The sequence below is a fragment of the Pseudomonas allokribbensis genome (assembly GCF_014863605.1).
Classification (GTDB): Bacteria; Pseudomonadota; Gammaproteobacteria; order Pseudomonadales; family Pseudomonadaceae; genus Aquipseudomonas; species Aquipseudomonas allokribbensis.
In genome coordinates, this window is sequence record NZ_CP062252.1 from 4,727,157 (window position 1) to 4,739,985 (window position 12,829).

At 50.9% G+C, this 12,829-nt stretch carries 13 protein-coding genes; all 13 read right to left on the reverse strand.

Annotated elements, in window-relative coordinates; translation table 11 throughout:
- Nucleotides 1–74 precede the first annotated feature (74 nt).
- Nucleotides 75–926, reverse strand: a complete 852-nt coding sequence (locus IF199_RS21550) for a class I SAM-dependent methyltransferase (protein ID WP_192558657.1) — start codon at nucleotides 924–926, stop codon at nucleotides 75–77.
- Between the two features lie 107 nt (nucleotides 927–1,033).
- Entirely contained in the window at nucleotides 1,034–1,954 is a 921-nt protein-coding gene (locus IF199_RS21555) for a glycosyltransferase family 2 protein (RefSeq protein WP_192558658.1), read from the reverse strand.
- Between the two features lie 78 nt (nucleotides 1,955–2,032).
- Nucleotides 2,033–3,367 (reverse strand): glycosyltransferase, encoded by a 1,335-nt coding sequence (locus IF199_RS21560; protein ID WP_192558659.1) that lies wholly within the window; start codon nucleotides 3,365–3,367, stop codon nucleotides 2,033–2,035.
- On the reverse strand, nucleotides 3,364–4,620 hold the full coding sequence (locus tag IF199_RS21565; RefSeq protein ID WP_192558660.1) for a glycosyltransferase family protein: 1,257 nt from the start codon (nucleotides 4,618–4,620) through the stop codon (nucleotides 3,364–3,366). Before IF199_RS21565 ends, IF199_RS21560 begins: the two co-directional genes overlap by 4 nt.
- A gap of 178 nt (nucleotides 4,621–4,798) precedes the next feature.
- On the reverse strand, nucleotides 4,799–5,770 hold the full coding sequence (locus IF199_RS21570; protein WP_192560992.1) for a UDP-glucose 4-epimerase family protein: 972 nt from the start codon (nucleotides 5,768–5,770) through the stop codon (nucleotides 4,799–4,801).
- 5 nt (nucleotides 5,771–5,775) lie between these two features.
- The gene (locus tag IF199_RS21575; protein ID WP_192558661.1) at nucleotides 5,776–6,696 is read right to left on the reverse strand and encodes a glycosyltransferase; all 921 of its coding nucleotides are present in this window, start codon (nucleotides 6,694–6,696) and stop codon (nucleotides 5,776–5,778) included.
- 55 nt (nucleotides 6,697–6,751) lie between these two features.
- Nucleotides 6,752–7,642 (reverse strand): glucose-1-phosphate thymidylyltransferase RfbA, encoded by an 891-nt coding sequence (gene rfbA, locus IF199_RS21580; protein WP_192558662.1) that lies wholly within the window; start codon nucleotides 7,640–7,642, stop codon nucleotides 6,752–6,754.
- Nucleotides 7,639–8,532, reverse strand: a complete 894-nt coding sequence (gene rfbD, locus IF199_RS21585) for a dTDP-4-dehydrorhamnose reductase (protein ID WP_192558663.1) — start codon at nucleotides 8,530–8,532, stop codon at nucleotides 7,639–7,641. The genes rfbA and rfbD overlap by 4 nt, the downstream gene beginning before the upstream one ends.
- Entirely contained in the window at nucleotides 8,529–9,605 is a 1,077-nt protein-coding gene (rfbB, locus tag IF199_RS21590) for a dTDP-glucose 4,6-dehydratase (RefSeq protein ID WP_176504853.1), read from the reverse strand. Before rfbB ends, rfbD begins: the two co-directional genes overlap by 4 nt.
- 226 nt (nucleotides 9,606–9,831) lie before the next feature.
- A complete protein-coding gene (locus IF199_RS21595; protein ID WP_096821022.1) occupies nucleotides 9,832–10,071 on the reverse strand; it encodes a lipopolysaccharide assembly protein LapA domain-containing protein in 240 nt (79 codons plus the stop codon).
- Nucleotides 10,072–10,098: 27 nt separating this feature from the next.
- Nucleotides 10,099–10,395, reverse strand: a complete 297-nt coding sequence (gene ihfB, locus IF199_RS21600) for an integration host factor subunit beta (RefSeq protein WP_003189779.1) — start codon at nucleotides 10,393–10,395, stop codon at nucleotides 10,099–10,101.
- A 153-nt stretch (nucleotides 10,396–10,548) separates the two neighbouring features.
- Entirely contained in the window at nucleotides 10,549–10,827 is a 279-nt protein-coding gene (locus IF199_RS21605; protein WP_096821021.1) for a hypothetical protein, read from the reverse strand.
- Nucleotides 10,828–11,034: 207 nt separating this feature from the next.
- Nucleotides 11,035–12,720: a 30S ribosomal protein S1 gene (gene rpsA, locus IF199_RS21610; RefSeq protein WP_007950918.1), complete on the reverse strand. Its 1,686-nt coding sequence runs from the start codon at nucleotides 12,718–12,720 to the stop codon at nucleotides 11,035–11,037.
- Between the last annotated feature and the right edge of the window lie 109 nt (nucleotides 12,721–12,829).

The window sequence follows — 12,829 nt, forward strand, 5'->3', positions numbered from 1 at the left end:
TGCTCACTAAAAATAGCAACCATTCTGCCGGGGCTTAAAGGTGCAAGACAGCTGATCGTAGCCTCTTTGTTCGACTACCCCAGGGCATCAATCTTGCGACGAAGATCCTGAATGACGGCATCTAGCTCATAAACCAGGAAGTTGACTGGAGTCAGAACCCCGTCAACACTGAAAATACTTCCGTCTTTTCTCGTAGTGGTCACTACACTTTTCGCAGTACGGAGTTCTGGCTCACCCACTTCTCTTGCTTCAAGATAGGCGATTTGATTGTTTATGTGCTGGAGCTGCTGCTCAACAAACGCAAACGGATCATCCTTGGTCCCGACAGGACCTGTTTCAGGACGTACGGGACAAGGTTTGACTGCTTCCAGGGAATAGGCGATCTGATCTACCACGTTCATTTTCGAGGAACGCGCCAAAAACTTCTCTTCGTCTGAAGAGTCCACATATTCTGGAAAGTAGAAATAGGATACTGACAAGGTCTTGAACTCAATACCAATTTCACTGTTCGCAGAGTATCTCAGCCCCCAATGCGGGCAACTAGGTGAAGCATACTCGTGCTTCGCCATTGCATCCGTTTCCGAATCGGAGGAAAAGAACCGAAACGTATGTTCGTTGAAACAGATGTTGTTGTTGTGAAATGGATTGGCCAGGTTAGCGGTGGTTGTAAAATAAGGAACAACGATCTTGAGTTGACCAGCCGGTTTCAATACCCGATAGCACTCCTCCATAACATGGAGAAAGCCTTCGATCGTCAAATGTTCTAGAGTATGAGATGAAAAAATGAAATCGACACTGCTGTCCTCAAAAGGGAGACGTTCCTTATTGAGATCGAGCGTAATATCGGCATCGCTCATCGCAGAAAAGTCAATGCCGATTGCCCCGGTGATTTTCTTCCTTCCACAGCCAATATCAAGAACTACCATAAATAAAACCTACTCATATTTGATATGACTCTAAGCGCAATACACGTAGATCACGATGCAAGCCACTTACCTTACACACCCGAATGACCGGACGCCCCCGACAACGCTTATTTCATCTTGCCAGTGACACCGGCTATACCGTCCCGCGCGCCACGAAGCATCATCTTAACGCACGCCATTCGATCCGAAGAAAAAATACCAAAAAAAACCAGTGCTCTCAGGCATCGTGCAAGGTCGGCTATTTTCCAACGTAGCGGCATGTAGGATCTTTGCTGAAGCAGAATGCTATTGCGGAACATATAGTAATAACGGAAAGGTGAATGGTACGGAACGGTTCGCCAACGAAGAAACCAGAATCTGGCTCTACGATCTCCCAACGAATGCAACATGATCGCGTCGTTTACGCCAAACAGCTTGAGTCCCATAGACTTCGCGCGCAAGCACCATTCAGTGTCGACGTGATCGATAAACAGGCTCGCATCCACGCCCCCGACCTTGGCGATAGCTGAAAGGGGAATCAGCGATCCAGAGGAAATTAGAAAGTCTGCCTCGACAACTCCGCTGTCAGGAGCACAGTCTATTCGAGAAAAACCGAAATACCCGATACGTACAAAACTGGACAACCTGCCGCCGTCGAAGTCTTTGTAACCTGGCGCAACCGCTGCCAAAGGAACACCAGATGACTCCAGCTCCCTCGCTGCTGAAAGCAGCTTCACAACCATATTCTTCTCAGGGCAGCTATCCTGATCAAACAGCACGACGTAGGTAGCGCCGGAAGTCTTGGCATATTCAATACCAACGTTCTGCGCATGACCGATACCCAGGTTTTCACCAAGACTGAGAACAGCAGGTTTGCTTTCAATGTCTAGCTTGCTGACAAAAAGCTCCATCGAATCCGACGACCCATTGTCCACAATGACAATGCTATCGACCTGCTCGTTTAAAGACTCGACCAAATTCCTCAAGTTGCCCAGATCTGGAAAGAAGGTAATGATCACTGCGCATACAGATGGGACTTGTTTTTTCATATAAAACTCGAATGCTCATGCCCATTTATATAGTTACGGAACGTCAAACTACACGACCTCAAACCTGGAACTCCTCATTTAACGCAAACGTCTCCATACAGCAGCAAAAATCGATAGAACTCCGCCGGAAGCATAACGACGTCGCAAACGAAAGAAAAAACCTGTTGATTGATTGGCGCTGACGTAGTGCGACCGGACCAGTGATCGGTCAGGTGCAACAGTCATTGTCCCAAGCCTTTCGAGCAAAGGGTGTACTACAGAGTCCCAGCGAAACCTTTCTGAATAGTTGCGGACGTTTTCCTGGTATCTTTTATGCTCGCTTTTATCAGTCATCAAGACCGTTATAGCTTGAACCCAGCCCTCAAGGTCTTCAAAACCGACGGATATGCCCGTTCCCTCGGGAATCAGAGAATCACCAAACACATCGCCTTGTGTTGCGATGATCGGCAAGTCACACCAGAGATAATCCAGCATGCGAGTTCGAAACGAGAAGCGCGTCTCGGGATTGTCAAAGTGAGAACTTATACCGGCATCTGCATCAAGCAGAAAATTATGGCGATCGTCATAGTCCACCCAGCCAAAATTAAAGTGAACAAACTTATCGATCAACCCGAGCTCGGTGGCCAGTTCGACTGCGCGAGCACACATATCATGCTGAGCAATACTGGCATTTGGATGCTTGACCCCAATGAACACGAGATGCACTCGTGCACCTTCCGAAATCAAGCGATGGACAGCCTTGATAGGCGTCAATGGATCAAACCATTGATACAACCCACCTCCCCATACAAGAACAAAATCATCTGCGGGGATATTAAAGGTTGAGCGTATCGCTCGCCTGGTCGGCTCCGGCCGCTGGGACGACAATCCAAATGGTAGCAGCGATATCAGGTCGGAAACATCGGCGTGACTCGCTTGCGGCCAACGATCTGCGTTGACTCGTCCGGCCAACGTCAGTGCACCCAGCCAGAATTCCCTCTGTTTCTCACTTGCACAAAGGAAATGATCTCCGTACACGAGTTGCTCAAGCAGCACATCGCATAAAAAATTGCTGGTCATTCCTCTTACATTAAGGCTTACACCCTCAGATGCCTGATGATATTCAAGTGGAACCGGGCAATAAAGGTCTACCACAAGGCAACCCTTTAAATCCTTTAAAAAAGGATGAGATCTTAAAGCGTCACCTTGAACTATCAGAAAGTCCGCACTTTCTGCTGTCGACTTGAAATCCGCATCCGAGAATTTTTTTGTTTCGAACAACACGTCAACCAACGGCTGAGCCTTTGGCGCATACACTTTGACGTCGAAGCTTTGTGAAAGAACTTTTGCTATTTCCACACATCTGATTGCCGGTCCGGCCATTTTGAGCCCGACGACATCATTACAGACGATCAAAACAGTTTTTTTCCTCACATTATACTCGCCTTCAAGATATACAAGCCGGTAGCAATCAATGCAAAAAAAGCAAAGGTTCTTACCACTTTTCTAACAGGCGCCCTGCTCAAAAGCGACTTCAGCTTTCCTTTCAAGACAAATCCATATATAGAAGTCGCTGTAGCGGCCTCCATTCGCTTGGCAACGCGTGACATGCCACTCAGATGGAAATGTTTTACATAGTTGAACCGAATCCTGGAGGACATCAAGCATTCAGAATCATGAGAAACGCTATCGAGCGCCTCGCGCCAGGCTGGAATAATCGATTCATGCGAATGGTTCAATTCGACATACTTGAAGGACTCTTCCTTTATCGTATCGCGCAATTGAGAACTATCAACGAGGCGCTTGATAGCTTCCACCCAATCGTCGACGTTGTTATCAACCAACAGGCCGGAGCGCTCCGACACTACACACTCGACATAGGGAGTCGTATTGCTATAGATAGCGGATATTCCGCACCCACCGTACTCTCTGAACTTATTGTTCGTTTTGGAAGAGTTGAACTGACTTTCCATCAACGGCGCCAATCCGACAGTCCAGTTTCGCCCCATTTTGAACTCAAGAAATTTGGAATAGTCCGAAAAACCCGGAAACCACTGCACATTATTCAAGTTGCGCAATTCATCGGAAACACCACCAATGAACTCAAAGCGAATTTCAGGCCGCTCCTTTCCTAATTTCTCAACCACTTCCTGAAGCAGCGCAAACTCTTCTTCCTTATAGCCACCGGCGTACCCGACCACCGCGCCTCTTGCAGGTTTTACTGTAAGTTTTTTTGCAATCTTACGAATCAGTGAAGTGTCAAAAGGGACTGGCAACAACTCACATTTCACATCAGGGAATCTTCGATTGATAAACTCGGCGAATGTTTTGTTGTGCGTAATTACGAAACTGGCATTCTCAACAAAAGCGTCGAGCGACATGACGACTTCTGCCGATTGATAATAACGCGCCAACGCTCCCGAGCCAGTAATTTTCCAGAAATTGTCATCAATGTAATATGCATAGGGAATGCCATGCTCGCGCAAGTACACCGGCAACCAGTCGTATCTTGGATCACAAATCCGACAAAATATGTTGACACCGCTGACGAGGGACGACCAGCCGACAGTGCTTAGCAGTCGGGTATCGCAGTTATCTTCACCGCTCACATCATTCAGCAGACGCGAAACAATTCTTGTCGTCGAAATATCACCTTCAATCCAGAAATTTATTTTGCTGAATGACATACATAACCTATAAAAGTAAAAATAGTCTAACCCGTTAATCCGAAGTATCTCGCCGCGTACAGCAAGACTCAATCAAAGCTTCACATTTAAAACATTCCCGTCAGCAAGCAGCGTTACATCTACAGAGCGCCATTCGACCAGCGGCACCGAAGAATGAGAATCCAGATTCTTCATGGTTTCAGGCACGGTGCTTTACCAATGCTTCCTGATAGTGAATGGCCGTCTGACGCATGGCTCGATCTGAATGTATCGGTGGAGCCCACCCCAGTAACTCATAGTTCTTGGAGATGTCAACCTGCAGTGAACCGCAGACCCGACTTGCAACCGCTTGCTTGCCCAGCAGCGCCGCCACAGACAGTATCAGCCACTCTGGCAAGGCAATCAGCCGGGATCGCTTATCCAGAGCGTTCGCAAGGCTGTTCAATAACTGAGGAGTGGAGAGATCCTGACCATCGCTAACCAGAAATGTCTGATTAGCCGCTGCAGGATGATTGATACACGTGACGATAAAATCCACCAGATTGCCCAGCGCAACCAGACTTCGCTGGTTGCGTATGCCACCTAAAGGCAGTGGGACACCTCTGTCGAGCCAGCGCAACATATTCAGAAAATTGGCTTTGACACCAGGCCCATAGACCAGAGGAGGACGAATGATCACAAGCTCCATTGAAGTCTCGAGTGCCAGTTGTTTCAGTGCTTGCTCGGCCTCGTACTTGGAGACTCCATAGGGGTCTTGAGGAGCAGGCGCATCATCCGCGCTGAACGGTTTCCCCGGAAGAGTGCTTTCCCCATTGACCTTGATCGAACTGATGAAAATGAAGCGCCGCACTCCTGCTTCCGCTGCCTGCTTCGCCAGTCGCAAGGTTCCTTCAACATTGACCTTGCGAAACTCAGCGAGGGCATCCTCGGCAGTTTCATTCATCACATGCACTCGCGCGGCCGTATGAACAACAACATCCACGCCATTCAAATCAGGCCGGTGACTCGGGTTATCCATGTCAAAAGACACAGTGGGGCATAATCCCTGCAATTGCGTAGCACGACGCGCGGCAGCGATAGGCGTGTATTTTTTATCGAGCAACAGGCGCATGACCAGCCGCTGCCCGACAAACCCGCTGGCACCGGACACAAAAATGCTCGGTTTTGGCACGATGCTCAAGACTTGCTCCCCAACAATGCGCTAGCCCAACAGATAAAGAAGAAGAAGACCTTATCCCTTACCCGACGCCTGCATTGCCAGGCCCTGAAGGAAAGCTTGACCAGTTTCATCCCACGCAACTGCCGAGTATTGACTACCGATGGCGCCTGTTCAGGCGTCACCAACGTTGCGATGAGTTCAACCTGACTGAACCACCAGCCGTCATGGATGGTTTTATAGCGAGTAATCAATGGCCGTAGACCGGTATTGGCACCGACTTGATTACGCTCGTGCTGGCGATAATCCATAGATGCCCCTGGATCGATATACCAGCGATAGCCGTTGCTTCGCGCATAGGCATAGCAATACCAGTCATGCAGGCTGACGCCTTGCAGTTGCTGCCAGTTCGCAAGCATTGAAACCTTTAAAGAGCCCGCCAGAGCGTTACTCATTACGTAGGTACAACCCGGCCCGGCAGCCTCGAACAAATAGTCCAGATCGACCTGTGGCTGCGCTTTGTCCAGAAGGACAGTCTTGCCATCAGGCCAGAATGCAGTGACGTTACTGGAGTACGCATCAACGCTTTGCTCTGCAATGCTTTGAGTTGCACGAAGCAGCTTGTTCGAATGCCAGATGTCATCTTGATCTGAAAAGGCAATGAAGTCGAACTTAGCGAAGTCGACATCGCGTATAAGCCGGAAGAAGTTGCGCGACGCACCGCCAAATCGCCCGGAGTCCGGGAGGATCACCACACCGGGGTGCTCAGTGGCGTACGCTCGGCACAGCGCTTCCGTACCGTCTGATGAGGGATCAATACTGATGTAAACAGTTACATCGACTGCTGATTGATTGAGGATTGAGGAAAGTTGTTCCTCAATCCACGGTGTTCCATTGTAGGCAGCCAGTAAAACTGCAACCTTCGGATGTTCTACTGGCATGCCGTTCCTGCTTGCACGGATTGAACGCTTTGTTTGAATGCCGAACTTTCCAGACTCAGAAAGAAGTCGAATCCAACAATTTTTTCAGGTATTGCCCGTAGCCTGTCTTCTTGAGAGCCTCTGCCTGCTCGCTCAACTGATCCGACGTAATCCAGCCATTGCTGTACGCGATTTCTTCAAGGCACGCCACCTTCAAACCCTGGCGGTGTTCGATGGTATGCACGAAATGGCTCGCCTCAAGCAGCGAGTCGTGAGTACCGGTATCCAGCCACGCAAAGCCTCGACCGAGCATTTCGACATTGAGGGTTTGTTGCTCGAGATAAGCACGGTTAACGTCTGTAATTTCCAGCTCGCCTCGCTCGGAGGGCTTGATGCCCTTGGCAATATCGACAACCTGGTTATCGTAGAAATAAAGACCGGTCACGGCGTAACTGGATTTTGGCTTGAGCGGCTTTTCTTCGATGCTCAATGCCCGACCAGACGCATCGAACTCAACGACGCCGAAACGCTCCGGATCAGAAACGTGATAACCGAATACTGTCGCGCCTCGTTCCTGAGAGCTGGCGGAACGCAAGTTATCGGAGAAGTGCTGACCGTAAAATATGTTGTCACCGAGGATCAAGCAGCACGGATCCTTACCGATGAACTCCTCACCGATAATGAAGGCCTGAGCCAAACCATCGGGACTTGGCTGTTCGGCATAGGTCAATTGAATACCGTAGCGGCTACCGTCACCGAGCAGCTTGCGAAAGTTTGGCAGATCTTCAGGGGTGGAAATGATCAGGATTTCTCGCATACCTGCGAGCATGAGCACGGACAACGGATAAAAAATCATCGGTTTGTCATAGATCGGCAACATTTGCTTGGAAACACCCAGAGTCAGCGGGTGCAAGCGTGTTCCCGAACCACCGGCCAGAATAATTCCCTTTCGATTTGTCTTGATCATTTATTAAAAACTTCCATCAGCATTCTGTTTACGCCGCTTTGCCATTCCGGCAGGCGAAGGGCAAAATTATTTCGCAGTTTCTGGGTGTTCAGGCGTGAATTCAAGGGACGACGGGCGGGAGTCGGATAGGCTGTCGACTCGATCGGGTTTACTTCAGTCACCTTCAATGGCTCGCCAATCTTTCGCGCAAATTCTATGACATGGGAAGCATAGCCGTGCCAGGAAACTTCACCACCGGCAACCAGATGGTAGATACCCGCCAAATCGGCACTTTGCTTCACTTTCAAAATGGCATGGGCCGTTACATCGGCAATCAGGTCAGCACCGGTTGGCGCACCCACCTGATCGAAAATCACATTTAACGCCTCACGTTCTTTGGCCAGACGTAACATGGTTTTCGCGAAGTTGTTGCCCCGGGTGGAGTAGACCCAGCTCGTACGAAAGATCAAGTGCGAACAGCCGGAAGCAATAATTGCCTCTTCGCCGGCGCGCTTGCTGATTCCGTATTGATTCAGGGGCGCAACAGGGTCGTCTTCCTTCCAGGGCGAGTCACCCTCACCACTGAACACATAATCAGTAGAGTAGTGAACCAGCAAGGCATTCAGAGCCAATGCTTCATCCGCCATGACGGCGACGGCCTGGGTATTGATCAAGGTAGCGAGTTCCTTTTCGGACTCTGCTTTATCGACGGCATTGTAGGCGGCAGCGTTGACTATCACATCCGGCTTCAGATGACGGATCGTTGCGCGCAGCGCTTCCGGATCCGACAAGTCGCCTTGCAGGCCATTGAGCAGGTGGCGATCCATCGAGATGAGCTCACCCAGCGGAGCCAGGGAGCGCTGCAGCTCCCAACCCACCTGACCATTTTTTCCAAAAAGAAGGATTCTCATGCTTTTTGGGAGCGATCGCTGTAGTTCTGATCAATCCATTGTTGATAGCTGCCGCTTTTCACATGTTCAACCCACTGCGCGTTGTTCAAATACCATTCCACCGTCTTGCGAATACCGGTTTCGAAGGTTTCCTCTGGCGCCCAGCCGAGTTCACGCTGAATCTTGCTCGCATCGATCGCATAACGCTGATCATGTCCCGGACGATCCTGAACATAAGTAATCAAGCTTGCGTGTGGACGATGAGCTGAATCCGGCCGGAGTTCATCCAGCAGCGCGCAAAGGGTTTGAACCACTTCGATGTTCTGCTTTTCGTTGTGACCACCAATGTTGTACGTCTCACCGATGACACCCTCGGTGACGACTTTGTACAGCGCACGCGCATGATCTTCTACGTACAACCAGTCACGCACTTGATTGCCCTTGCCGTAAACCGGCAGCGGCTTGCCTTCCAGTGCATTGAGAATGATCAGCGGGATCAACTTCTCAGGGAAGTGGCATGGACCATAGTTGTTCGAGCAGTTGGTGACCAGTGTCGGCAGACCGTAGGTACGGGCCCAGGCACGAACCAGGTGGTCGGAGCTGGCCTTGCTGGCAGAGTATGGCGAGCTTGGCTGATAAGGCGTGGTCTCGGTGAAGAGATCTTCAGGGCCTTCGAGGTCGCCGTACACTTCATCAGTGGAAATGTGATGAAAGCGGAAAGCGGCTTTGCGGGTATCGTCCAGTGCGGACCAATATTGGCGTGCAGCTTCCAGCAACGTGTAGGTGCCGATGATATTGGTCTGGATGAATTCGGACGGACCGGAAATCGAACGGTCAACATGGGATTCAGCAGCCAAATGCATGATTGCATCCGGTTGGTGTTCCCGCAGGACACGATCAATTTGATCACGATCGCAGATATCGACACGCTCAAAGGCATAACGTGAGTTTTGACTAACTTCGACCAACGACTCAAGGTTGCCAGCGTAAGTCAGCTTGTCAACGTTCACGACGGCGTCGTTAGTGTTGGAAATGATATGACGGATGACTGCCGAGCCGATAAATCCGGCGCCGCCGGTTACTAGAATTTTCACGCGAAACCATACCCTTGAGCTGCGGACCGCGCCCATAACGAGCGCAGCCTAATCCATGAATGCGAAAGCCGTCATAACCCAGGCCTCCGTCAGAGTCAGTCTGAATCTATGTGGTAACGAAGCCACCATCGAACAAGGGCTGCATTTTACAGCTTAATTAACGTTTTACTAATGGATATAGACAGGCAGCGCCGCAAATTCGATGGATGTCCCGCGCCTGTCGTTTTCAGACAAGGCGCTTGCGCGCAGCGCGGGACGAGCGTCCCAGAAACCAGCCCAGAACAGGACCGACGAGCATCCCAAGAAGCAGCGCGAGAACCATCACCAGAGATACTGGAAGTTGCGGCCCCGCCCAACCAAGGAACATCAGCGAAATGGACTGCTGATTCTCCAGCACAAACGCCAGGATCACCAGCATCAGTAAAAGAATGAAAACGCCAAGAAGCATGCGTTTGAGGTTACGCATGAGTACCCTCCTGAAAGGTCGCGGCTGTCAAACCCCCTCCTCCTCTTCTTCGTTCACGCGATCACGCAACTCCTTGCCCGGCTTGAAATGCGGTACAAACTTGCCATCAAGGCTGACAGACTGACCAGTCTTCGGATTGCGGCCGACCCGCGGCGCACGATAGTGCAAGGAAAAGCTGCCAAAACCACGGATCTCAATGCGATCACCCGTAGCCAGACACTGGGACATTTGCTCAAGCATGGTCTTGATGGCCAGCTCCACATCTTTGGATGAGAGCAGCCCTTGATGGGTGACAATTCGTTCGATCAACTCCGACTTCGTCATATTTTTCCCTTCTTTTTCAAGCAGCTAGATCAGCGCTTGAAAGGTTTTAGCATGCCCGGAAGATTTTGAACAGCCCAGGGATTGACATATCTTCTTCAGCGTCAAAACGCCCGTTTTCAGGGCGAAAAACCATACATCCACGCCAGCAGGCACTCAGCGACACATCACCAGCATGGTCCGAGTCACGTAACCCGCGGGATTGAAGCCAAAAGGAAATTCATCTTCATCTTTTGCTTCATCAGATCGAGTGAGCACTTTATAACCCGCCCCCTTGCACTCCTTCGCCGCACGCTTTTGGCATTTTTCCCAGCCTGACCCCAACCCGGAACAGTCGATCTCTATACCGCTGACACCACGCACCGCGTGGGTTTTGGCACTTGTGGTGCAACCCGCCAAAACCAGCACAGCCATGAGGAGAATAAACTTGTTCATCCACTTCCTTATGCCAGGCAACAGCCCGACTACTGCACACCCAAGACCAAGCTTAGTCGCGAATAGGCGATTGATCCGATTAAAGAAACAGACCACCAAGCGAAGAGTTTGGTTTCACACACAAGGCGCAACAGGAAATCCAGCACACCAAATCGCAGGCACAAAAAAGGGCGACCGAAGTCGCCCTTTTTAATGATCAGACAGAACTCAGTTCTGTTTGGCCATTGCTTGACGCAGCAGTGCCGCCATAGTGGTGTCAGCTGCTTCGCCTTCCGGAGCTGCTTTCAGGCTCTGGATGGCTTCTTTCTCTTCAGCATCGTCTTTCGACTTGATCGACAGCTGGATTACGCGGCTCTTACGATCAACGCTGATGATCTTGGCTTCTACTTGCTGGCCTTCTTTCAGAACGTTGCGCGCGTCTTCAACGCGGTCACGGCTGATTTCGGAGGCTTTCAGAGTCGCTTCGATATCGTCGGCCAGAACGATGATGGCGCCTTTGGCGTCAACTTCTTTCACGGTGCCAGTAACGATTGCGCCTTTGTCGTTAACCGAGACGTACTCGGAGAACGGATCGCTTTCCAGTTGCTTGATACCCAGGGAGATACGCTCGCGCTCTGGGTCAACCGACAGGATAACGGTGTCCAGCTCGTCGCCCTTCTTGAAACGACGTACGGCTTCTTCGCCCACTTCGTTCCAGGAGATGTCGGACAGGTGAACCAGACCGTCGATGCCGCCGTCCAGACCAATGAAGATACCGAAATCGGTGATCGACTTGATGGTGCCGGAGATTTTATCGCCCTTGTTGAACTGGCCAGAGAAGTCTTCCCATGGGTTCGACTTGCACTGCTTGATGCCCAGGGAGATACGACGACGCTCTTCGTCGATGTCCAGAACCATAACTTCCACTTCGTCGCCGACTTGTACGACTTTCGAAGGGTGGATGTTCTTGTTGGTCCAGTCCATTTCCGAAACGTGTACCAGACCTTCAACGCCTTCTTCCAGCTCAGCGAAGCAGCCGTAGTCGGTCAGGTTGGTTACACGAGCGGTAACGCGAGTGCTTTCTGGGTAACGGGCTTTGATAGCAACCCATGGATCTTCGCCCAGTTGCTTCAGGCCCAGGGAAACACGATTGCGCTCGCGATCGTACTTCAGAACCTTGACGTCGATCTCGTCGCCAACATTGACGATTTCGGAAGGGTGCTTGATACGCTTCCACGCCATGTCGGTGATGTGCAGCAGGCCGTCCACGCCACCCAGATCGACGAATGCGCCGTAATCGGTGAGGTTTTTGACGATACCTTTGACTTGCTGGCCTTCTTGCAGGGATTCCAGCAGAGCTTCACGCTCGGCGGAGTTCTCGGCTTCCAGGACGCTGCGACGGGAAACGACAACGTTGTTGCGCTTCTGGTCCAGCTTGATGACCTTGAATTCCAGCTCTTTGCCTTCCAGGTGCGTGGTGTCGCGCACTGGACGGACGTCAACCAGGGAACCTGGCAGGAACGCACGGATGCCGTTAACGTCGACAGTGAAGCCGCCTTTAACCTTACCGTTGATAACGCCCTTGACCACTTCCTCAGCTGCGAAGGCTGCTTCCAGAACGATCCAGCATTCAGCGCGCTTGGCTTTTTCACGGGACAGCTTGGTTTCACCGAAACCGTCTTCAACCGAGTCCAGAGCAACGTGAACTTCGTCACCGACGTTGATGTTCAGTTCGCCAGCGTCGTTGTAGAACTGCTCCAGAGGGATCAGTGCTTCGGACTTCAGGCCAGCGTGAACGGTTACCCAGCGAGCTTGGTAATCGATATCAACGATAACACCGGTGATGATGGAGCCTGCCTGAAGGTTCAGGGTCTTTAGGCTTTCTTCAAAGAGTTCCGCAAAGCTTTCGCTCATTTTAATTCCTGTTGATTAGGGCGAAAAAGTACGCCCATCTCCACATCCCAGACGATGTGGGTTAGTTTCATTAAAAAGAAGCACCGCAGGACTATGACTGGTCCCCTGT